Source organism: Kitasatospora sp. NPDC054768 (assembly GCF_053612025.1).
The window spans coordinates 1-21,792 of record NZ_JBSHBN010000158.1; the positions used below are offsets into that span (position 1 = coordinate 1).

General features: G+C 75.0%; 21 protein-coding genes. 9 read left to right on the forward strand and 12 right to left on the reverse strand.

All coding sequences use genetic code 11. From position 1 onward, the window contains the following. Positions 1-82 precede the first annotated feature (82 nt). From ACWGKU_RS33220 to ACWGKU_RS33245, 6 genes are all read left to right on the forward strand, one after another. Entirely contained in the window at positions 83-883 is an 801-nt protein-coding gene (locus tag ACWGKU_RS33220; protein WP_452181110.1) for a VOC family protein, read from the forward strand. Between the two features lie 157 nt (positions 884-1,040). Further along, positions 1,041-1,790: an HAD family hydrolase gene (locus tag ACWGKU_RS33225; protein WP_401049884.1), complete on the forward strand. Its 750-nt coding sequence runs from the start codon at positions 1,041-1,043 to the stop codon at positions 1,788-1,790. A 73-nt stretch (positions 1,791-1,863) separates the two neighbouring features. Next, positions 1,864-4,269 (forward strand): glycoside hydrolase family 65 protein, encoded by a 2,406-nt coding sequence (locus tag ACWGKU_RS33230; RefSeq protein ID WP_401049886.1) that lies wholly within the window; start codon positions 1,864-1,866, stop codon positions 4,267-4,269. A gap of 118 nt (positions 4,270-4,387) precedes the next feature. After that, on the forward strand, positions 4,388-6,100 hold the full coding sequence (locus ACWGKU_RS33235) for a pyruvate dehydrogenase (protein ID WP_401049891.1): 1,713 nt from the start codon (positions 4,388-4,390) through the stop codon (positions 6,098-6,100). 84 nt (positions 6,101-6,184) lie between these two features. Beyond that, positions 6,185-6,820, forward strand: a complete 636-nt coding sequence (locus ACWGKU_RS33240) for a helix-turn-helix domain-containing protein (RefSeq protein ID WP_359897928.1) — start codon at positions 6,185-6,187, stop codon at positions 6,818-6,820. 32 nt (positions 6,821-6,852) lie between these two features. Beyond that, entirely contained in the window at positions 6,853-7,041 is a 189-nt protein-coding gene (locus ACWGKU_RS33245) for a DUF6126 family protein (protein ID WP_401049889.1), read from the forward strand. Between the two features lie 145 nt (positions 7,042-7,186). On the opposite strand, the gene pdxR is transcribed toward ACWGKU_RS33245, so the two are convergent. Next, the gene (gene pdxR, locus ACWGKU_RS33250; protein ID WP_452179223.1) at positions 7,187-8,629 is read right to left on the reverse strand and encodes a MocR-like pyridoxine biosynthesis transcription factor PdxR; all 1,443 of its coding nucleotides are present in this window, start codon (positions 8,627-8,629) and stop codon (positions 7,187-7,189) included. A gap of 238 nt (positions 8,630-8,867) precedes the next feature. Here pdxR and ACWGKU_RS33255 point away from each other — a divergent pair, with 238 nt between their 5' ends. After that, the gene (locus ACWGKU_RS33255; protein WP_401048510.1) at positions 8,868-9,743 is read left to right on the forward strand and encodes a sigma-70 family RNA polymerase sigma factor; all 876 of its coding nucleotides are present in this window, start codon (positions 8,868-8,870) and stop codon (positions 9,741-9,743) included. A 45-nt stretch (positions 9,744-9,788) separates the two neighbouring features. On the opposite strand, the gene ACWGKU_RS33260 is transcribed toward ACWGKU_RS33255, so the two are convergent. From ACWGKU_RS33260 to ACWGKU_RS33275, 4 genes are all read right to left on the reverse strand, one after another. Next, positions 9,789-10,553 carry a glucose 1-dehydrogenase gene (locus ACWGKU_RS33260; protein WP_401048508.1) on the reverse strand — a complete coding sequence of 255 codons (765 nt, stop codon included), beginning with the start codon at positions 10,551-10,553 and terminating at the stop codon, positions 9,789-9,791. 224 nt (positions 10,554-10,777) lie between these two features. Next, positions 10,778-11,698 carry an undecaprenyl-diphosphate phosphatase gene (locus ACWGKU_RS33265; protein ID WP_452179224.1) on the reverse strand — a complete coding sequence of 307 codons (921 nt, stop codon included), beginning with the start codon at positions 11,696-11,698 and terminating at the stop codon, positions 10,778-10,780. A 98-nt stretch (positions 11,699-11,796) separates the two neighbouring features. Beyond that, entirely contained in the window at positions 11,797-12,015 is a 219-nt protein-coding gene (locus ACWGKU_RS33270; protein ID WP_380547324.1) for a hypothetical protein, read from the reverse strand. Positions 12,016-12,123: 108 nt separating this feature from the next. Next, positions 12,124-12,906: an NRDE family protein gene (locus ACWGKU_RS33275; protein ID WP_452179225.1), complete on the reverse strand. Its 783-nt coding sequence runs from the start codon at positions 12,904-12,906 to the stop codon at positions 12,124-12,126. A 176-nt stretch (positions 12,907-13,082) separates the two neighbouring features. Here ACWGKU_RS33275 and ACWGKU_RS33280 point away from each other — a divergent pair, with 176 nt between their 5' ends. Together ACWGKU_RS33280 and ACWGKU_RS33285 are read left to right on the forward strand one after the other, a co-directional pair. Next, positions 13,083-13,583 (forward strand): carboxymuconolactone decarboxylase family protein, encoded by a 501-nt coding sequence (locus tag ACWGKU_RS33280; protein ID WP_401048502.1) that lies wholly within the window; start codon positions 13,083-13,085, stop codon positions 13,581-13,583. Continuing rightward, entirely contained in the window at positions 13,580-14,404 is an 825-nt protein-coding gene (locus ACWGKU_RS33285; protein WP_380547330.1) for an isocitrate lyase/PEP mutase family protein, read from the forward strand. The genes ACWGKU_RS33280 and ACWGKU_RS33285 overlap by 4 nt, the downstream gene beginning before the upstream one ends. 157 nt (positions 14,405-14,561) lie before the next feature. Here the strand turns inward: ACWGKU_RS33285 and ACWGKU_RS33290 are convergent, their stop codons facing one another. From ACWGKU_RS33290 to ACWGKU_RS33320, 7 genes are all read right to left on the reverse strand, one after another. Continuing rightward, a complete protein-coding gene (locus tag ACWGKU_RS33290; RefSeq protein ID WP_380547332.1) occupies positions 14,562-14,822 on the reverse strand; it encodes a hypothetical protein in 261 nt (86 codons plus the stop codon). Between the two features lie 31 nt (positions 14,823-14,853). Beyond that, on the reverse strand, positions 14,854-16,101 hold the full coding sequence (locus ACWGKU_RS33295) for a cytochrome P450 family protein (RefSeq protein ID WP_452179226.1): 1,248 nt from the start codon (positions 16,099-16,101) through the stop codon (positions 14,854-14,856). A gap of 1,309 nt (positions 16,102-17,410) precedes the next feature. Continuing rightward, on the reverse strand, positions 17,411-18,064 hold the full coding sequence (locus ACWGKU_RS33300; protein WP_380354874.1) for a GTP-binding protein: 654 nt from the start codon (positions 18,062-18,064) through the stop codon (positions 17,411-17,413). After that, positions 18,042-18,389 (reverse strand): DUF742 domain-containing protein, encoded by a 348-nt coding sequence (locus ACWGKU_RS33305; RefSeq protein WP_359897915.1) that lies wholly within the window; start codon positions 18,387-18,389, stop codon positions 18,042-18,044. Before ACWGKU_RS33305 ends, ACWGKU_RS33300 begins: the two co-directional genes overlap by 23 nt. Next, positions 18,386-18,799, reverse strand: a complete 414-nt coding sequence (locus ACWGKU_RS33310; RefSeq protein ID WP_359897914.1) for a roadblock/LC7 domain-containing protein — start codon at positions 18,797-18,799, stop codon at positions 18,386-18,388. Before ACWGKU_RS33310 ends, ACWGKU_RS33305 begins: the two co-directional genes overlap by 4 nt. Then, positions 18,783-20,048 (reverse strand): ATP-binding protein, encoded by a 1,266-nt coding sequence (locus ACWGKU_RS33315; protein ID WP_359898088.1) that lies wholly within the window; start codon positions 20,046-20,048, stop codon positions 18,783-18,785. The genes ACWGKU_RS33310 and ACWGKU_RS33315 overlap by 17 nt, the downstream gene beginning before the upstream one ends. A gap of 232 nt (positions 20,049-20,280) precedes the next feature. Then, on the reverse strand, positions 20,281-21,792 hold a 1,512-nt coding region (locus ACWGKU_RS33320; protein ID WP_452191675.1), incomplete at its 5' end, for a SpoIIE family protein phosphatase.

Genomic DNA, 21,792 nt, shown 5'->3' on the forward strand with positions numbered 1-21,792 from the left:
CCCCCACCCGGCCCGGCCCGGACGACGGCCCGACCGTCCCGACCACCACAGCCGGCCACCACCGCCTCCGGGAGGCCCAGCAATGCCCGTAGTCACCGATCCGTACATGCCCGGCACCCCGTGCTGGGTCGACCTGATGGCGAGCGACCAGCAGGCCGCGCTCGACTTCTACCGCGACCTGTTCGGCTGGCAGGGCGAGGTCGGCCCGGCCGAATTCGGCGGCTACGCCGTGTGCCTGCTCAACGGCCGGCCGGTCGCCGGGATCATGGCGCAGATGGCGCCCGAGGGCCAGCCGGTGCCGCCCGTCGCCTGGACCACCTACCTCGCCTCGGACGACGCCGACGCGGCCCGGACCTCCATCACGGAGGCCGGCGGCACCGTCCTGTACGACCCGATGGACGTCGGCACGATCGGGCGGATGCTGGTCGCCGCCGACCCGACCGGCGCGGTGTTCGGGGTCTGGCAGGCGATGGACTTCATCGGCGCCGGCGTGGTCAACGAGCCCGGCGCGCTGGTCTGGAACGAGCTCAACACCGCCGACACCGGGACGGCCGGCAGCTTCTACCAGCCGGCCCTCGGGCTGCGCCCGGCCACCATCCAGGGCATGGACGGCTACTTCTCGCTCAACGTCGGCGACCGCACGGTGTGCGGCATGCAGGCGATGCCCGGCTACCTGGCGCCCGGCACGCCCTCGCACTGGATGACCTACTTCTCGGTGGACAGCGCCGACTCCACGGTGGACGCCCTGGTCAAGGCAGGCGGCTCGGTGATCCAGCCGGCCTTCGACATGCAGTCCGGCCGGATGGCGGTGGTCCAGGACCCGCAGGGCGCGGTCTTCGCGGTCGTCGAGTCGCCCGAGGCGCAGATGCCCGACTCGCCGTAACCTCGTCCGGTCCCGTCCGGTCCCGTCCGGTCCCGTCCGGTCCCGTCCGGTCCCGTCCCGTCCCGGCGGCCCGGCCGGGCCGCCGGAAGCCGCCCTTCCCGCGACGCGCCGCCGGGAAATGGGCGGCTTCCCCCCGTTCCCGGGTAAGACTGCACCCATGCTGGGGCTACCGGACGACATCCGTGCTTTCCTCTTCGACCTCGACGGGGTGCTCACCCAGACCGCGAAGGTGCACGCCGCGGCCTGGAAGGACACCTTCGACGCCTTCCTGCGCGCCGAAGCCGCCCGCACCGGCGGGCAGTTCGTCCCCTTCGACGCCGTCACCGACTACGACACCTACGTGGACGGCCGCCCGCGCCTGGACGGCACCCGCGCGTTCCTGCTCGGCCGGGGCATCGAACTACCCGAGGGCACCCCGGAGGACCCGCCCAACTCCCGTACCGTGCAAGGGATCAGCCGGGCCAAGAACGACACCGTGCTGCGGTTGATCCGGGAGCGGGGCGTCCAGCCGTACCAGGGCTCGGTGGACTACGTGCACCGGCTGCGCGCGGCCGGGCTGCCCAGCGCCGTGGTCTCCTCCAGCGCCAACTGCCGCGACGTGCTGCGGGCGGCCGGGATCGAGGAGCTGTTCGAGGTGATCGTGGACGGCAACGTCGCCAAGGCCGAGGGCCTGCCCGGCAAGCCCGCCCCCGACACCTACCTGTACGCCGCCCGCGCCCTCGGCGTCGAACCCGCCCGCGCCGCGGTCTTCGAGGACGCGCTCGCCGGGGTCGCCTCCGGCCGGGCCGGCGGCTTCGGCGCGGTGGTCGGGGTGGACCGCACCGGCCAGGCCGCCGAACTGCGCCGGGACGGCGCGACCGTGGTCGTCCAGGACCTCTCCGAGCTCCTGGGGGAGGGGGGCGCGTGAGCGAGCGCGGCGAGCGAATCATCGAGAGGCGCGTGTGGGCGAACGCCCCTGCCGAGCGCGGCGAGGGGGGCGCATGAGTCCCGGGGACAACTTCGCGATCGACCCCTGGCAGATCACCGAACAGGGCCTCGACCTGGGCTCGTTGGCCCGCGCCGAGTCCGTCTTCGCGCTGTCCAACGGGCACATCGGCCTGCGCGCCAACCTGGACGAGGGCGAGCCGCACGGCCTGCCCGGCACCTATCTCAACGGTGTCTTCGAGCTGCGCCCGCTGCCGTACGGCGAGGGCGGCTACGGCTACCCGGAGTCCAGCCAGAGCGTCATCAACGTGACCAACGGCAAGATCATCCGGCTGCTGGTGGACGACGAGCCCTTCGATCTGCGCTACGGCGAACTCGTCAGCCACAAGCGCTGGTTGGACTTCCGCGAGGGCCTGCTGCACCGCGAGGCCGAGTGGACCTCCCCGGCCGGGCGGACGATCAGGGTGCGCTCCTCCCGGCTGGTCTCGCTCACCCAGCGCGCGATCGCCGCCGTCGAGTACAGCGTCGAGGCGGTGGACGGCCCGGTGCGGATCGTGCTCCAGTCCGAGCTGGTCGCCAACGAGCAGCTGCCCGGCGGCCCCGAGGGCGACCCGCGGGCCGCCGCCGTGATGGAGGCGCCGCTGCAGCCCGAGGCGCACCACGCCAGCGCCACCAAGGCCGTCCTGGTGCACCGCACCCGCTACAGCGGCATCCGGGTCGCGGCCGGGATGGACCACATCATCGAGGGCCCGGAGAAGTCCGACACCGTCGCCGAGTCCGAGGCCGACCACTGCCGGATCAGCGCCACCACCGTGCTCAAGGCCGGCCAGCGGCTGCGGCTGACCAAGTTCATCGCCTACGGCTGGTCCGGCACCCGCTCGCTGCCCGCCGTCCGGGACCAGGTGGAGGCCGCGCTGACCGCCGCCCGCTACACCGGCTGGGACGGGCTGGTCGCCGAACAGGCCGCGTTCCTCAGGGAGTTCTGGGAGACCAGCGACATCGCGATCGAGGGCGACGTCGAGCTCCAGCAGGCCGTCCGGTTCGCCGTCTTCCACGTCCTGCAGGCGGGCGCCCGCAGCGAGGAGCGGGCCATCCCCGCCAAGGGCCTGACCGGGCCCGGCTACGACGGGCACAGCTTCTGGGACACCGAGACCTTCGTCCTGCCGGTGCTCACCTACTGCCTGCCCGCCGCCGTCAACCAGGCCCTGCGCTGGCGGCACACCACCCTGCCGCTGGCCCGCGAGCGGGCCGTCCAACTCGGCCTGTCCGGCGCGGTGTTCCCGTGGCGGACGATCCGCGGCGAGGAGTGCTCCGGGTACTGGCCGGCCGGCACCGCGGCCTTCCACATCGGCGCCGACATCGCCGCCGCCGTCGCCCGCTACGTCCGGGCCACCGGCGACGCCGAGTTCGAGCGCGAGTACGGGCTCGAACTGCTCGTCGAGACCGCCCGGATGTGGCGCTCGCTCGGCCACCACGACGTGTCCGGGAGGTTCCGCATCGAGGGCGTCACCGGCCCCGACGAGTACAGCGCCGTCGCGGACAACAACGTCTTCACCAACCTGATGGCGCAGAGCAACCTGCGGGCCGCCGCCGAGGCCGCCGTCCGCCACCCGCACGAGGCCTCGCTGCTCGGCGTGGACACCGAGGAGACCGCCGCCTGGCGCGACGCGGCCGCCGCGATGTACATCCCGTACGACGAGGACCTCGGCGTCCACCCGCAGGCCGACGGCTTCACCCACCACCAGGTCTGGGACTTCGAGCGGACCCCGCCGGAGAAGTACCCGCTGCTGCTGCACTTCCCGTACTTCGACCTGTACCGCAAGCAGGTGGTCAAGCAGGCCGACCTGGTGCTCGCCATGCAGGTCCGCGGCGACGCCTTCACCGACGAGCAGAAGGCCCGCAACTTCGCCTACTACGAGCGGCTGACCGTCCGGGACTCCTCGCTCTCCGCCTGCACCCAGGCGGTCATCGCCGCCGAGGTCGGCCAGCTCGACCTCGCCTACGACTACACGGCCGAGGCGGCGCTGATGGACCTGCACGACCTCGGCGGCAACACCCGGGACGGCCTGCACATGGCCTCGCTCGCCGGGGCCTGCATCGCCCTGGTGGCCGGCTTCGGCGGGCTGCGCGACCACAGCGAGACGCTCTCGTTCCGGCCGCGGCTGCCGTCCGGGCTGATGCGGCTGAGCTTCTCGCTGCTGGTGCGCGGGCACCTGCTCGGCGTCGAGATCACCCATGAGCGCACGACGTACACGCTGCGCCGCGGCGAGGTCCTCCACCTGCGGCACGACGGCGAGGCGGTGCAGGTCGAGTCCGGTTCCCCGGTCACCCTGGCGACCACCGTCCCGCCCGCGCAGGAGCGGGTCGCCCAGCCCCCGGGCCGCGAACCCGGCCGCCGCCAGCCCCAGGCCGGCCTCGCGGCCGGCAAGCTCGGTCAGCAGGACCACCTGGCGGCCGAGTAGCCCGTACCCCGCTCACTCCTTCGGCCCGCCCCGGCTGCGCCCGCCACCTCCCCGGCGGAGGGTGCAGGTGTCCCGTGGCGACCGAAGGAGCACAGCCGTGGTGAGCGTGGCCGAACAGATGGTGGAAGTGCTCCGGCAGGCCGGGGTGGAGCGGGTCTACGGCGTCGTCGGCGACAGCCTCAACCCCGTCGTGGACGCGATCCGCCGGGCCGACGGCATCAGCTGGGTGCACGTGCGCAACGAGGAGGCCGGCGCCTTCGCGGCCGCCGCCGAGGCCGAACTCTCCGGCCGGCTCGCGGTCTGCGCCGGGTCCTGCGGCCCCGGCAACACCCACCTGATCCAGGGCCTGTACGACGCCCAGCGCAGCGGCCTGCCCGTGCTCGCGCTCGCCTCCCACATCCCGTCCGGGCAGATCGGCACCGGCTTCTTCCAGGAGACCCATCCCGAGCGGGTGTTCACCGACTGCAGCAACTGGTGCGAGATGCTCTCCACCCCCGCCCAGCTGCCCCGCCTGCTGCGGGTCGCCGTCCAGCACGCGCTCGGCTCGCACGGCGTCTCGGTGCTCGCCTTCCCCGGGGACGTCGCCGCGCTGACCGCTGCCGCACCCACCGGCACCGGCCACTTCCTCACCGAGGAGGCCGTCGCCGCGCCGCCCTGGTCCCAGGTGCAGGAGCTGGCCCGGCTGCTCAACGCGGCCCGCAAGGTGGTCCTGTTCTGCGGCGCCGGGGTGCGTGCGGCGCACGCCGAGGTGATGGCGGCCGCGCAGGCCCTGAACGCGCCGATCGGCCACTCCCTGCGCGGCAAGGAGTGGATCCAGTTCGACAACCCGTACGACGTCGGCATGAGCGGACTGCTCGGCTACGGCGCCTGCCACGAGGCGCTGCACTCCGCCGACCTGGTGCTGCTGCTCGGCACCGACTTCCCGTACGACTCCTTCCTGCCGCAGGCGCACACCGTCCAGGTCGACCACGACGCGACCCGGCTCGGCCGCCGCACCCCGCTCGACCTGGCCGTCCACGGGGACGTGGCCGCCACCCTGCGGGCCGTGCTGCCGCTGCTGGACGCCACGCGGGACCGCGCCTTCCTGGACGGGATGCTACGCAAGCACTGCCGGGCGCTGGAGGACGTGATCGGCGCGTACACCCGGGACATCGAGAAGCACCTGCCGATCCACCCCGAGTACGTCGCCTCGGTGCTGGACGAGGTGGCCGCCGAGGACGCGGTGTTCACCGTGGACACCGGCATGAACAACGTCTGGGCCGCCCGCTACCTCCGGCCCAACGGCCGCCGCCGGGTGATCGGCTCCTTCCTGCACGGCTCGATGGCCAACGCCCTCCCGCACGCGATCGGCGCCCAGCTCGCCTGCCCGGGGCGGCAGGTGGTCGCGATGGCGGGCGACGGCGGGATCGGCATGCTGCTCGGCGAGCTGCTCACGGTGGCCAAGCACCGGCTGCCGGTGAAGACGGTGGTCTTCAACAACGGCGCACTGGGCATGATCAAGCTGGAGATGCTGGTCTCCGGCTACCCGGAGTCCGAGATCGACAACGGGGACGTGGACTACGCCGGGATCGCCCGGGCGATGGGCATCCAGGCCAAGCGGGTCACCGAGCCGGCCCGGGTCCGGGAGGTGCTGGCGGAGGCGCTGGAGCGGCCGGGTCCGGCCCTGGTGGACGTGGTCACCGACCCCAACGCGCTGTCCATCCCGCCGCACGTCACCGCCGCCCAGCTGAAGGGTTTCGCCCTGGCGGCGGGCCGGACGGTGCTCTCGGGCGGCGTCGGGCGCATGATCGACCTGGCCCGGAGCAATCTGCGGAACATCCCGCGGCCGTGAGCGCGGGGACGCGGCCCCCTTTCGAGCCCTTGCCTCTGAGGCAAATTTCTTGCCCCTGCGGCACGCCGGGTGTCCACTGGACACATGACCAGCAGCTCCACCGGTGCCGCCACGACCGGCGAACAGCTCGACGACCAGGAGGTCGCCGGCCTCGCCGCCCGCCTCCGTGAGCACCGGCTCAGCAGTCGCCTCACGCTGGAGGTGGCCGCCGGACGGGTCGGACTCTCCCCAGCCTATCTGTCCCGGCTGGAGACCGGCCGACGGCAGCCCTCGCTGCCCGTCCTGCTCGGCCTCGCCCGCGCGTACGGGACCTCGGTCTCCGGCCTGCTCGGCGAGACCCTCGCCGAGCCGGACCCGATCGTCCGCGGCGGCGCCATCGAGCCCGGCCGGGCCGGCGGCTGGGGCTACCGGCGGGCCGGCGCCCCCGGCCGCGCCATGCAGGCCCTTCGGGTGCACGTCCCGCCGGGCGTGCAGGACTCGGTGGTCCGGGTCCACCCGGGCGAGGAGTGGCTGTACGTCCTGAAGGGCGCGCTCCGGGTCACCCTCGGCGACCGCGTCCACCAACTCGGGGTGGGCGACTCCGCCCACTACGACTCGCTCACGCCGCACTGCATCGCCGCGGAGTCGGACAGCGGCGTCGAACTGCTCTTCGTCCACACCCTGCTGCAGAGCCCCGGCGGCGAACTCTGCCTCGGCGGCGGCCCCGCCGCCGTTCACTGACCAGCCGTCAGAACACCCCGGAGGAGATCACCATGGCCGATCCCACCACCACCGCCACCCCGGCCGCCGGCGCCGACACCGCAGCGGGTCCGAAGACCATGGACGCCGGCAAGTGGGCCAACAAGCGCGTCTACCACCGCCTGGTGATCTACACGGCCGGCATCCACATCTTCGCCGGCTTCATCATCCTCCTGTTCGAACTGGGCAGCCGCAACAAGTAGTTCGAACCCCTGACCGTCCGCCCGCCCCCCACCCCCGAGGGAGGCGGGCGGACCACCTCCCCGAACCGGCCCCGCCGGCCGACCCCGGCGGCGGGGCCCCGGCTTCACCGGCCCGGCCCGGCCCGGCCCGCCCTGCCCGCCCCGCTCACGCCCCGCGCAGCAGCTCGCACAGGGCCCGGACGGCCCCGGCGAAGGCGTGCTCCGGCGGGGTGGCGTAGCCGATGACCAGGGCGGGCGGGGCTTCGGCGGTGGCCGGGGTGACGCGGTGCCGTGCGAGGCCGCCGAGGGAGAGACCGGCCTGCTGGGCACGGGCGACGAGTTCGGCTTCCGGGGTGGAACCGGGCGGCAGCTGGAGCACGGCGTGCAGGCCGGCCGCGATGCCGGTGACCCGGACGTGCGGGGCGTGTTCGGCGAGCGCCGAGACCAGGTGGTCGCGCCGGCGCCGGTAGTGCAGGCGGCAGCGCCGCACGTGGCGGTCGTAGGTGCCGGAGGTGATCAGTTCCGCCAGCGTCAGCTGGTCCAGCACCGGGGACATCGTGTCGGCCAGCGCCTTGAGCCGGGCGACCGGCTCGACCAGCGCGTCCGGCAGGGCCAGCCAGGCCAGCCGCAGGCCCGGTGCGAGGCTCTTGGCGGCCGTTCCGGCGTACACCACCCGCTCCGGGTCCAGCGCCTGCATGGCGCCGAGCGGCTGCCGGTCGTAGCGGAACTCGCCGTCGTAGTCGTCCTCGACGACGTACCGGTCGTGCTCCCGCGCCCACCGCACCGCCTCCGCCCGCCGGTCGGCGGAGAGCGCCGCGCCGGTGGGGTACTGGTGGGCCGGGGTGAGCAGGACGGCGCCCGCCCGGCTGTCGAGCCGGTCGACCAGGGCGCCGTCCGCGTCCAGCGGCACCGGGGCGGTGGCGAGCCCGGCGGCCCGGGCGACCGCGTGCTGCGGCGGCAGCCCGTACTCCTCGACGGCCAGAGCGCGGGCGCCGCGTTCCCGCAGGGCGGCGCAGAGCAGGCCGAGGCCCTGGGTGACGCCGGTGCAGACGAGCAGGTGGTCGGGGTCGGTGCGGACGCCGCGGACCCGGGCCAGGTAGTGGGTGAGCGCCTGCCGCAGTTCGATCCGGCCGAGTGGGCTGCCGTAGTCGAGGGCCTCGTGCGGTGCGGTGGCGAGGGCGCGGCGGGCGGCGGCGAGCCAGGCGGTGCGGGGGAAGAGCGAGAGGTCGGGCCGTCCGGACATCAGGTCGTACCGGGCGGTCGGGCGCCTCGGCGACGGTCGGGGGGCCGGCCGCCGGCCCTGGGGTGGTTCCGGCGCGGCCCGTCGGGCGACGGTGGTTCCGGAGCCCTGCCGGGAGCTGAGCCAGCCTTCCGCGGTGAGCTGGCCGTACGCCTCGACCACGGTGTTGCGGGCGATCCCGAGGTCCTCGCCGAGCGCCCGGGAGGACGGCAGCCGGGTGCCGGGGCCGAGCCGCCCGTCCTGGACGGCCTCGCGCAGCGCGTCCTCCAGGGCGGCCCGCAGTCCGGCGCCGGCGGCCCGCCGCTCGGTGAGGTCCAGGTGCAGGTCGCCGCCGAAGGTGGTCCAGGAGGTGGTCCGGGAGGTGCTCACAACCCCCATTCTCGCGTGGCGGGGCGGCGGGATGCCGGACGTCGTCGGGGACGGCCTTGCCCGAGCGGTCGGCGATCCGGGTGGTGGTCATGGTGTCCTCCCGGTCGGTTAGCGTCCGTCACTGGACCGACGGATCCCGACGCGAGGATGTGACAGGGTGAGCGAGGAAATCCCCCCGGCCGAGTCGACCGAACCGGCCGAGCCGGCCGAACCGGCCAAGCCTGCCGAACCCGCCGAACTGGCCGAACTGGCCCGGCGTTTCGAGGCGGAGCGCCCCCAACTGCGGGCGGTGGCCTACCGGATGCTCGGGTCGATCGCCGAGGCCGAGGACGCCGTCCAGGAGGCCTGGCTGAAGCTGGGCCGCAGTGACGCGGGCGGGGTGCGCAACCTCGGGGCCTGGCTCACCACGGTCGTCGGCCGGGTCTGCCTGGACCAGTTGCGCTCCCGCGCCTCCCGCCGGGAGGACCCGATGCCCGAGCAGGAGGACCGGGTGCGGCTGCCGGACCCGGTGGTCAGCGGGCTGTCGGCGCTGGACCCGGTGCACGAGGTCCTGGTCGCGGACTCGGTCGGGATCGCGCTGATGGTGGTGCTGGAGACGCTCTCCCCGGCGGAGCGGGTGGCCTTCGTGCTGCACGACATGTTCGAGGTGCCCTTCGACGGGATCGCCGAGGTGCTGGGCCGCACCTCCGCCTCCACCCGGCAGCTGGCCAGCCGCGCCCGCCGCCGGGTCCAGGGCGCCACCCCGGCCGCGGACTCCGACAACGCCCGCAAGCGCACGGTGGTGGAGGCCTTCCTGAGCGCCGCCCGGGGCGGCGACTTCGGCGCCCTGCTGACCGTGCTCGACCCGGACGTGGTGGCCCGGTCGGACGGCGGCACGCTGGTCCCGAGCGCGCTGCGCCGCGGTGCGGCGGACGTCGCCTCGCAGGCGATCACGTTCGCCCGCTTCGCCGCCGAGGGCCGGATCGTCCTGGTCAACGGCTCGCCCGGGGTGGTGTCCTTCGCCGAGGGCCGTCCGCTGTCGGTCATGTCGTTCACCGTCCACGGGGGCCGCGTCACCGCGATGGACATCCTCACCGATCCCGTCCGCCTGGCCGCCCTGGGCCTCACGGCGTGACCGGTCGGGCCGCCCGGCCGGCTGCCGGGCGCCCCGGGCCGGGGATCAGGCCAGCCCGCCCGCGGCCCGGAGGTTCTGTCCGGTGAGCCAGCGCCCTTCGGGCCCGGCCAGGAAGGCGACGACGTCGGCGATGTCCTCGGGCCGGCCGAGGCGGCGCAGCGGGGTGAGGCCGGCCACGCGGTCGAGGGCCTCGGGCGGGTTGGTGCCGCGCAGCAGGTCGGTGTCGGTGGCGCCGGGCGAGACGGTGTTGACGGTGATCCCGCGCGGACCCAGTTCGACGGCGGCCACGGCGGTGAGCTGCTCGACGGCGCCCTTGCTGGCGGCGTACGCGGCGATGCCGGGGACGGGCCGGACGGTGTTCACCGTCGAGATGTTGACGATCCGTCCGCCGTCGCGCATCCGGCGGGCGGCGTAGCGGACGGTGGTGAAGGCGGCGCGGGTGTTGACCGTGAACACGGCGTCGAGGTCCGCGTCGGCCAGCTCGGCCAGCGGGGTCGGGGTGAAGGAGCCGGCGGCGTTGTTCACCAGGACGTCCAGCCCGCCGAGCCGCTCCTCGGCCTCGGCCATCAGCCGCTCGGCGGCACCGGCCTCGCCGAGGTCGGCCCGCAGCGCCCAGGCACGGCCGCCCTCGGCCTCCACGGCACGGACCACCTCGGCGGCGGCCCGCTCGTCGTGGGCGTAGCCGAGGACGACCTGCGCGCCGTCGCGGGCCAGCCGCCGGACGACGGCCCGCCCGATGCCCCGCGAGCCGCCCGTGACGACCGCCGCCTTCCCCGTGAGCGGGGCCGGCCCGCCCTGTTCCTCAACCACGTTTCCTCCACGTCCTGTTCGCCGTCGTTTCCCGGGCCACTGTCGCACGCGCGCGCTAGGGTGCCGCCCATGGCGACCTTCGTACTGGTGGCGGGCGCCTGACTCGGGGCGTGGGCGTGGGCGTGGGACGAGGTGGCGGCGCAACTGCGCGAGGCCGGGCACGGGCCGATGTTCTCCCGGCCGGCCGAGCTCGCGCAGGCCCCGGCCGGGGCGGTCCGGGCGGCTCAGAGCGACAGGTAGACCGCGCTGCCGACGCCGGCCAGGAAGCAGTAGAGCGCGAACGGCGTCAGGCTGCGGGTCTCGAAGTACCTGGTGAGGAAGCGCACCGAGACGTAGCCGGCCACGAAGGCGGCGAGGCTGCCCGCGAGGACCGGGCCGAGCACGCCGGAGTTCTCCGGCTTGAACAGCTCCGGCACCTTCAGCACCGAGGCGGCCAGGATGACCGGGGTGGCGAGCAGGAAGGAGAACCGGGCCGCGTCCTCGTGGTGCAGTCCGCGCAGGATGCCGGCGCTCATGGTGACGCCGGAGCGGCTGATGCCGGGGAACAGCGCGAGGATCTGCGCGGCGCCGATCCAGGCGCCCTGCCCGTAGCCGAGCCGGGTCAGCCGGTGGTCGGAGGCGGTCGCCGGGTCCACGCCCGGCTCGTCGGCGGCGGCGGTGATGCGTCCGGCCCGGCGGCGGCCGGTGCCGCCGCGCTTGAGCCGCTCGGCGCCGAGCAGCACGAGGCCGTTGAGGGCGAGGAAGACCGCGGCCGGGACGGGCTTGCCGAGCGCGTTGCGCAGGGCCTTCTCCAGCACCAGGCCGGCCACGCCGACCGGGATGGTGGAGAGGACGAGCAGCCAGGCGAGCCGCTCGTTGCGGGTCTGAACCCGGCGGTGCCGGATCGAGCCGAACAGCCCGTCGACCACCCGGACCCAGTCCTTGCGGAAGTAGACCACCAGCGCGAGCGCGGTGGCCAGGTGCAGGGCGACCAGGGCGGCGAGGTACGAGGAGCCCTCGGCGGTCATGTCGAGGTCGTGCTGGATCCTTCCGCCGACCAGGGCGGGCAGCAGGATGCTGTGGCCGAGGCTGGAGACCGGGAAGAGTTCCGTCACACCCTGGAGCAGGCCGACGCCTATCGCTTCCGGGTAGGTCAGGGTCGACATCGCGCACCTTCGCTCGGGGGTCGGTGGCCGCCCGGATCCGGGGCCGTCGCGAAGCTACTACGGGCATGTAGACGTTCGCCAACCCCGCCGTCGGAAGTTCACCGACCGTACGGCTGCGCGACACCGGGGCCGAAATGACCGATCAGCGCCGCCGCCACGGAGGCCAGGACGGTGGCGGACGGGACGGTCCGGTGCGCGGCGTCGCCGAACAGCACGAGGGCGGTCACCGCGGCCGGTGTGCCCGCCAGCGGCAGGGCGACGGTCAGCGCGGCGAGCAGGCGGGGGCGGGGGCGGGGCGCGGGGTCCGGGTGGGTCACGGCGGTCTCCTTCGGCTCGACCCGCGCCACGATGCCGCCTCCCGCAGCGTCAGGTGCAAGTCCTTTTCCGCCGCCGCCGACGTGGGGCCGGCTGCCGTCAGCCCGCCGTCAGGCCGCCGCCACCCGCCGCCACCCCGGCCCGTCCGCGGCCACCGGCGCGGCCGCGAAGTCGTAGCGCAGCAGGTCCGGTCCGAGCGCGAGCAGTGAGATCGAGGAGGACCCCCAGATCCGTCCGTCGCCGAAGTCCCGCCGCTGGACCAGCGCGGCGTCCGCGTCCGGGGCGAGCCCGTCCCCGGCGACGATCGGCAGCCACCCGCCCCAGGCCGCCTCGGCCGGTCCGTCGGCGGTCGGCCCGGGCCGGGGCACGGCGGTGAAGCGGGACCGGAAGTGGGCGGCCCGCGCGGCCATCAGGGCGCGGATCCGCTCGGAGGCGGTCCGGCCGGCCGCCAGGCCCTCCAGCCCGTCGTTGAGCACCACGCTCAGGCCGGACGGCAGTTCGCGCTCCTCCAGCCGCCCGCCGGCCCAGCTGAACACCCGGGCGCCGTCGGCCCGGGCCAGGACGAGGTGGAACGGGTCGTACGGGGTGAGGTCGAGGTGGCCGATCCCGCCCTCCCGGAGGGCGGTGAGCGGCAGCCGGCCGCGGGTGCGCCGGGCGTCGGCGGGGGCGAGCGGGCCGAAGCCGTTCAGCAGGCAGGCGGCGGTGCGCCGGCCGGGGTCGACGGCCAGCCAGGTGCCGCCGGCCGCGAGGTCCAGTCCGCCGAGCAGTTCCGGACGGTCCGGCCAGTGGTGGTCGGGCGGCAGCCAGGCGCGGCCCAGGTACTCGTCCCGGACGGACAGCAGCAGCACCGGGACGGCCGCTCCGGGCTCGATGCTGACGAACGCCGTGCACACGACCGTGCCCCCTGACCTCGACCTTCGGCGACCTCCTGCCGACGATCCCCTGCCAGCGATCCTCGCACGGTCGTTCGTACGCCGGAAGTGGCCGGGACGTGCCCGGGAAGTGGCCCAAGGAACGGGTGGCCGAACGCACCAGGACGCCAGGCCACCGCGCTCCTAGGCTGGCGGCCATGACGACGAACGAGACGACGGCCGCGACGACCGGCACGCACGGAGCCCCGGTGCCCGCCCCCGAGCAGCGCCTGCTGATGCACAAGCTCGCCCCCGCCTACTACCAGGCGATGATCGCCGTGGACCGGGCCTCCCGGGAGGGCCTCGACCCGGTGATCGCCGAGCTGGTCAAGGTGCACGCCTCGATGATCAACGGCTGCGCCTTCTGCATCGACATGCACTCCACCGACGCCCGCAAGCACGGTGAGCAGGACCACCGCCTGGTCTCCCTGCCGGCCTGGCGCGAGACCCCGTGGTTCACCGCCCGCGAGCGCGCCGCCCTGGCCCTCACCGAGTCGGTCACCCTGCTGACCCAGGGCCACGTGCCGGACGCCGTGTACGCGGAGGCCGCCGAGCGGTTCGACGAGACCGAGCTGGCCCAGCTGATCGCGCTGATCGCCACCATCAACGCCTGGAACCGGATCGGCGTGTCCACCCGCATGAGCCCGGCCGCCAAGTGAGTGCCGCGGACCCCGCCGTCCGGCGGGAGCGGGCCCGGCTGCTGCGCGAGCTGCACCGCCCGGGCGAGCCGCTGGTGCTGGCGAACGCCTGGGACGTGCCGAGCGCCCGGCTGGTGGCCGCCGCCGGGGCGCGGGCGGTGGCGACGGCCAGCGCGAGCGTGTCCTGGTCGCTGGGTAGCGCGGACGGCGGCGGCGCCGACCCCGAGCAGGTGCTGGCCCGGACCGCCCAGGTGGTCCGCGCGGTCGACCTGCCGGTCACCGCGGACCTGGAGGGCGGCTACGCGGACACCGCCGCCGGCGTCGGCGGGACGGTCGCCGCGCTGATCGCCACCGGCGCCGTCGGGGTGAACCTGGAGGACGAGGGCCGTCCCCCGGAGGAGGCCGCCGAGCGGATCGCGGCCGCCCGGGCCGCGGCGGACGCGGCCGGCGTGCCGCTCTTCGTCAACGCCCGCACCGATGTTTTTCTGCACGGGATCGGCGCCCCGGAGGGCCGGTTGGACGACGCGGTGCACCGGCTGCGGGCGTACGTCGCGGCGGGCGCGGACGGGGTGTTCGTCCCCGGGGTGGCCGACCCGGAGACCATCGCCGCCCTGGTCGCGGCCGTCCCGGCGCCGCTGAACGTGCTGGCCGGTCCCGGCTCCCCGGCGGTCGCCGAACTCGCGAAGCTCGGCGTGGCCCGGATCAGCCTGGGCCCGGGTCTGGCCGAGGTGGCGTACGCGGCGGTCCGCCGGGCCGCGCGGGAGGTGTACGGGAGCGGCACGTTCGGCGCGTTCGCCGAAGGGCTGAGCTACCCGGAGCTCAACCGGCTGTCCGCGGGCTGAGCGCCCCGCGGCCCGGGTGCCGCGCGTCGAGTGCCGTGGGCGGCCGACCGTTCGGGGGTCGGCCGGCCGCCCACGGGCCGGTCGCCGGGCGGGTGCGCCACCGGGCCGTCCGGTCACCCGACCACCCGGCCACCCGGTCACCTGATCGCCGGATCAATCAGTTGAGGACGTGTCCGCTGAGCCCCGGGTGGTCCAGCTGGTTGGTCCCGATCGCCTCGATCTCGTTGGCCGGCTTGCCGACCAGCGGGAGCGTGCCCACGGTCCTCAGGGCGAGGTCGGCGGGCGAGACTTCGAGCCCGTCGGTGAGCCCGCCGGTGACGTCCGGCGAGGAGGCGGTCTGGGTGGCGGCGCAGGCCGCCGGGGCGGCGAGGGCGAGGCCCGCCATGGTGAGGGCGGCCAGGGTGGCGAGTTTCTTCATGCCCTGGCGAACGACCCGGACCGCCCTCAGGTCACCGGCCGGCTCGGACCGTCACCCACAGGGTGCGCACGCTGTTGCTGACGAACGAGGCGATCGGCTCGTTCGTCCGCCCCTGCGCCGGGGCCAGCCCGGGGAAGCGGGTGAACAGGTGCCGCAGCGCCGTCTCGGCCTCCAGCCGGGCGAGCCCGGAGCCGAGGCAGAAGTGCGGGCCGTGGCCGAGCGACAGGTGCTTGGCGGGCTGCCGGGTGAGGTCGAAGCGGTCCGCGTCCGGATGGTGCCCGGAGTCCCGTCCGGCCGCCGCGTACGAGGCCAGCAGCGCCTCGCCGCGCCGGATCACCACGTCGCCGACCGCGATGTCCTCGGTCGCGTAGCGCAGCGGGAACTGCCCGACCGGGGAGTCGTAGCGCAGGGTCTCCTCGACCACCGCCGACCACGGCTGTTCCCCGTCCAGGACGAGCCGCAGCTGGTCCGGGTGCGCGAGCAGGGCGCGGACGGCGTTGGTGATCAGGTTGAGCGTGGTCTCGTGCCCGGCGACCAGCATCAGCAGCAGGGTGCCGACCAGCTCGGCCTCGCTGAGCCGCTGCCGGTCGAGGGGGTGGCCGGCCTCGCGGACGGCGATCAGGTCGCTGGTCAGGTCGTTGCCGGGCTCGGCCCGCTTGGCCGCCACCACCGAGGCCAGCAGCGCGTTCAGGCCCCGCTGCGCGGCCAGGGCCGCCGCCGGGGTGGCCGAGCTGGAGACCATGGTGTCGGAGAGCTCGTGCAGTTCGTCCTGCTGCTCCAGCGCGAGGCCGAGCAGTTCGCCGATCACCTGCATCGGCAGCGGGTAGGCGAAGTGCCGCCGCAGGTCGAACGGGCCCTCCAGCTTCGCGACCTCGTCGAGCAGTGCGATCGTCCGGGCCTCGACGGCGGGGGCCAGGTCGGCGATCCGGCGCGGGGTGAAGGCCTGCGAGACCAGCCCGCGCAGCCGCCGGTGGTCCTCGCCGTCGGCGGTGACCATGCCGGGGACGGCGATGAAGTTGAGCAGCGGCCAGCCCTCCGGCAGCCGTCCCTCCCGGAAGGTGTTCCAGAGCCGGGCGTCCTTGCCGACCCGGGGGTCGGCCAGCAGCGACTGGAGGGTGTCGTGGTGGGTTACCGCCCAGACCACCACCCCGCCAGGGAGTTCCACCAGGACCGCGGGGCCGGCCGCGCGGAGTCGGGCGTTCTCGCCGTGCTGGTCGCGGCCGAAGGGGTCGAGCCGGACGGGCTCGGCGCGGGTTCCGGCGTCGGTGGTGGTGTCCATGCGGGCCTCTCGGGGGCTGGCGGGCGGGGCGGGGTGAAGGCGCTGTAGAGCACCGGGAGGGCGGTCAGGGCCCGGGACCACGGGGACGGGCGCCAGGTCAGCTCTCCGGCCGGTACGGCCAGTTGGAGGTCGGGGAGGCGGTGCAGCAGGGTCTCGACGGCGGTCTCGACGATGATCCTGGCCGGGTGCTGGGCCGGGCAGACGTGCCGGCCCGCGCCCCACGCCAGGTGCGCCCGGTTGCCGCCGAGCGAGCCCTGGGCGGCGGCGGAGACGCCCTGCGCGGCCGGGTCGGCGTTGGCCGCGGCCAGGCCGAGGACGAGCATGTCGCCGGCGCTGATGTACTGGCCGCCGAGCACGGTGTCGCCGGTGGCCCAGCGGCCGGGGAAGTTCTGCGTCGGCGGGTCGCGCCAGAGCACCTCCTCCAGCGCGTCGGAGACGGTCAGCCGTCCGCCGGTGAGGGTGGCCCGGAAGCGCCGGTCGGTGAGCAGCAGCCGCAGCGTGTTGCCGGTCCAGTTGATCGAGGTCTCGTTGCCCGCGACCAGCAGCACCACCAGGTGGTGCACCGCCTCCTCGTCGGTCAGCCCGGCCGGGTGGGCGAGCAGCCAGGAGGTGAGGTCGGCGCTCGGGGCGGTCCGGCGGCGGCGCACCAGGTCGACGAGCATCGTCTGGAACTCCAGGCCGGCGCGCTGCGACTGCGCGCTGCTGTCCACGAAGTGGCTGATCAGCTCGACCACCCGGGGCCCGCTCTCCACCGGCAGCCCGACCAGCTGGGTGAAGACCAGCAGCGGCAGCCGGCGCGCGTACTGGGCGACCAGGTCGGCGGTGCCGTCCGGGCCCCAGCCGTCGATCAGCCCGTTGGCGGCGGCCTCGGTGGTGCCGCGCAGCTGGCGGTGGTCGATCTGGGCGAGGGTGTCCGAGACGGCGCAGCGCAGCCGCTGGTGCTCGGCGCCGTCCAGGTTGAGCAGGGTGGGCCGCCAGGAGGTCATCGGCAGCAGCCGGGAGTCGGCCGCCAGCCGGCCCTCGGCGGGCACCCGCCAGCGGCGCGAGTCCTTGGAGAACAGCGCCTCGTTGCGGGTGAGTTCGAGCAGCTCGGCGTAGCCGAGGACGAGCCAGGCCTCGACCCCGGGCTCCAGCTCGATGGGGGCGACCGGCCCGTAGCGCTCGCGCAGCCGGGCGTACAGGCCGTGCGGGTCCTCGGCGACGGCCGGGCCGTACAGCGGGGTCAGCGGGACGCCCACGGGCAGCCCGCCGGGCAGGCCGGTGCCGTGGGCGACCGGGCACCCGGCGGCGCCGGGGGGTTCGGGGGTGGTCATCCCTGGAGCTCCAGGATCGAGCTGCGGTGCAGGTGGTCGACGAAGTCGATCAGCAGGTCGTAGGACTGCCGGCGGTCGCGTGCGTCGCAGTGCAGGATCGGCACCTCCGGCAGCAGGTCCAGCGCCGAGCGCAGCTCCTCCTCCGGGTAACCCGGCGTGTCCGGGAAGGTGTTGACCGCGACCGCGAACGGGATGCGCTGCTCCTCCAGCCGGCCGAGCACGTCGAAGCTCTCGTCGGGGCGGCGCAGGTCGACCATGGCGATGGCGCCGAGCGCGCCGCGCGACAGGTCGTCCCAGAGCGGCCAGAACCGCTGCTGCCCGGGCGTGCCGAACAGGTACAGCGCGAGCCGCGAGTTGAGCGTGATCCGGCCGAAGTCCAGCGCGACCGTGGTGGTGGTCTTGCCGGGGCGCCCGGTGAGGTCGTCGATGCCCGCGCTGGCGGCGGTCATGGTCTCCTCGGTGCGCAGTGGGGTGATCTCGCTCAGCGAGCCGACCAGGGTGGTCTTGCCCACCCCGAACGGACCGGTGACCAGGATCTTGACCGCGCCCTGCACCGAGGAGGGCAGGTACTGCGGTCCGTCGGCGGCACCGGCCGCGTCGGTTGCGTCCGGGGCGTCGGGGACGGCTTCAGCGGAGTTGGCGGAGGCCAACGAGCACCTCCTCCAGGAGGGTTGCGGGCAGGCGTTCGGCCTGTGGGACGGGCGGGAGCACCTGCACGGCGCCGAGGTCCCACAGGTCTCCGACCAGCACCTTGACGACGCCGAGCGGCAGCCCCAGGTGGGCCGCCACCTCGGCGATGGACAGCAGGCTGTGGCAGAGGTCGAGGATGCGCCGGTGCTCGCGGTTCAGCAGCGGGTGCTCGGGCAGGTCCGGCGGGTCGGGTAACGCGCTGACCAGGCTCTCCAGGGCCAGCTCGGCCCGGGTGGAGCGGCTGCGCCCACCGGTGATGACGTACGGCCGGACCGGGCCGCTCACCGGTGGCCCCCCGCCGCGTGGTCGACGCGCGGCGGGCTGGTGAGGTGGGTGCCGATCCGCTCGACCAGGACCTGCATCTGGTAGGCGACCAGGCCGGCGTCGACCGCCTCGCTCGTCACCACGGCCAGGTGCGCGCCGGCCCCGGCGGCGACGACGAAGAGGTAGCCGCCGCCGTACTCGATGATGATCTGGCGAGTGGCGCTGCCCGGCCCGCCGAAGCCCGTCGCGACGCCGCGGGCCAGCGACTGCAGTCCGGAGCAGGCGGCGGCGAGCCGTTCGGCGTCGTCGCGGGCGATGCCGGCGCTGCGGCCGATCTCCAGGCCGTCGTTGGAGACGACGACGGCGTGCTGGACCTGCGGGACGGCGATGATGTCGGCGAGCAGCCAGCCGAGATCAGGGGTGGTGGTCATGGAACTCTCCGGAGCGCTGGGGAAGTCGGGGGGAAGCGGGAAGGGAAGGGTCGGACTGGGCCTGGGCCCGGGCGGCGGTACGGCCGCTGGCGGTCCCGGCCTGGAACATCGCCATGAACGCCTGCGCGTCCCGGGCCGAGCGGTAGGGCGGCGCGGGCTGCGGTGGGGGAGCGGCGTGCTGGGCGGGGCGGCCCGTGCGGCCGCGCCGGTGGCTCCGGCGGGGCAGCGGGGGCGGGGTGTCGCCGGTGGCGGCGTGCCGGCCGGACGGCGGGGTCTCCAGCAGGGGGTGACCGACGGGGGAGGCCGGTCGGGGGCCGGGGTTGAACGCCCGGTCGTCCGGCCCGAGGCCGGGGACGGTGGGCGGCAGCGGCTCGGTGAGCAGCGCGTTGGGCAGCAGCAGGACCACGCGCACGCCGCCGTACGGCGAGGGCGCCGAGCTGAGCGTGACCCGGAAGCCGTACTGCTCGGCGAGCCGGCCGACCGCGGCCAGGCCCAGTTGCGGGACCTCGCCCAGCCGGGAGACCTCCAGGGTGCTGCCGCCGGCCAGCGCGGCCGCGGCCTTGACGACGGCCTGTTCCGGCATGCCGACGCCGCCGTCGTCGATCTCGATGACGGCGCCGTTGTGCACCGGCATCAGGGTGACGAACACCTGGGTGCTGGGCGGGGAGTAGCGGGTGGCGTTGTCCAGCAGTTCGGCGATCGCGTGGATCAGCGCCTCGGCGGCGGCGCCGACCACCGCGGTCTCGGTCCGGCTGCGCACCACCACGCGCTGGAACGGCAGGATGCGCGACTGGGCGCCGCGGACGACGTCCTCCAGGGGGACCGGTTCCGGCCAGTGCCGGCCGGCCCGCGCGCCGCACAGCACGGCCAGGGTCTGGGCCAGCCGGGCCTGTTGGGCGGCGGCGTGGTCGGCCTTGAGCAGGCCCTCCAGCAGGGCCGGGTCGTCGTGGGTGCGCTCCATCTCGTCCAGCAGCGCCTGCTGGTCGTGGGCCATCACCAGGATCCGGCGGGCGACGCTGAGGAAGGCCCGCTGGGTGGAGGCGGTGTGCTCCTGCTCCTGCTGGACGGCGGCGAGGTCCTCGCCGCGGCGGGAGAGTTCGGCGGCCAGTTGCTCCTGGAGGGCGGCGAGTTCGCCGTGCAGCCGGTCGGCGCGGCGGCGCTGGGTGACGGACACGGCGCGGTACCGCGCGGCGGCCACGAGGGCGAGGACGGCGAGTACGCCGGTTGCCGTTACGGACCACTGAGTCATCGTCACGCCGCGAATTCTAGGGTGATGATCCTACGAAGGTGTGAACGGATCTCGCCAAGTGACCGGATCTCGTCAATATCGAGTCAATTCGGCGCCAATCGGCACTCGTTCGACCCCGATCCCTGCGCCTGACGAGCCGGGGGAGCAACCTGACCGGCCCCGGTGGGAACGCCGGAACCGAGCCCGACGGCCGGATCGCGTTCCGCGATGTGTGGGGCCCGTGTGCACGGTGTTACGGAAGGGGCGTCGTCCGGTGCAGGAGCAGCAGCGCCACGTCGTCCGGCCGGGACCGCCGCTCGGTCACGTTCAGGGTGAGCAGATCGGCCAGCCGCTCCAGCGCCGGTGCCGGGCCGATCCGCCCCGGACCGGTCTGCCGCGCCCACAGTTCGAGCCCGCCGAGCATCCGCTGCACCGACTCGTCGTAGTCCTCCTCGCGGTCCTCGACCAGCCCGTCGGTGTACGCCAGCAGCGTCTCCCCGACCGCCAGCCGCTCCACCGCCAGCGGGTACGGCTGCTCCGGATCCACCCCCAGCGGCGGCCCGCCCGGCAGCTCCAGCTCGACGGCCGCGGCGTCGGCGGTGATCCGCACCGGCGCCGGGTGCCCGGCCCGGGCGGCGGTCAGCGCGCCGTCGGCCGGATCCAGGGTCAGGTAGAGGCAGGTCGCGAACAGCTCGGTGTCCAGCTCGGCCAGCAGCCGGCTGGTGCGGGTCAGGGTGGCGGCCGGGTCGTGCCCGTCCGTCGCGTACGCCCGCAGCCCGCTGCGCAGTTGGCCCATCACCGCGGTGGCCTCGGCGTTGTGGCCCTGGACGTCGCCGATCACCAGCCCGATCCGGCCCTCCGGCAGCCGCAGCAGGTCGTACCAGTCGCCGCCGATCTGCATGCCCTCGGTGCTCGGCAGGTAGCGGGCGGCACTGGCGATCCCGGACAGCCGGGGCAGGGTGCGCGGGAGCATCGCCCGCTGCAGCTCGGAGGCCCGGTGGTGGTGGGTGTCGTACAGCCGGGCCCGCTCCAGGGACTGCGCCAGGATGCCGGCGAAGGCCGAGTACAGGGTCCGGTCCTCGCGGCTGAACACCCGCTCGGCGGCGAAGGTGATCAGGCAGGAGCCGACCTGCTGCCCGGAGGCGACCAGCGGCAGCACCGCCCAGGCGGCCGGGGCGAGCGGATCGCGCCGGGAACGGGCCGCCGAGGGTTCGCTGAACAGCGGGGCGGAGCGGGCCAGCGACCGCTGCATCACGCCCTCGGACAGGTCCGCCAGACGGGTGAGCTCGGTGCGGCGCGGGCCCCCGTACACGGTGTGCGAGACGGGCAGCAGCCGGCCCGCGTCCACCAGGTCCAGGACGATGCCGGCGGCGCCGAGCGCCGGACGGGCGACGTCGGTGACGGCCGTGGTGACGTCCCGGACGGTCACCGCCCGGGACAGCGCCCGGGTGAGCGTCAGCAGCAGTGCCGTCCGGGCGGCGGCCGGGGAGTTCCGCTCCTCGGCCGGCGGCTGCTCCCGGTACCCGGCCTCGGCCAGCAGCCCGGCGATCCGCACCGGCCGCCCGTGCACGTCCAGCATCACCTCGCCGGACTCCTCGACCCGGGCGGGCCGGCCGCCGGGCCGCAGCACCCGGTAGCCGATCCGGTAGCGGCCGCCGGTGGCCAGCGCCTCGGCGAGCGCGGCCTGCACGTCCGGCAGGTCCGCCGGGTGGACCAGCCGGTCCAGCTCGGGGGCGGCGCCGTCCGGGGCGGCCGGGCGGCCGGC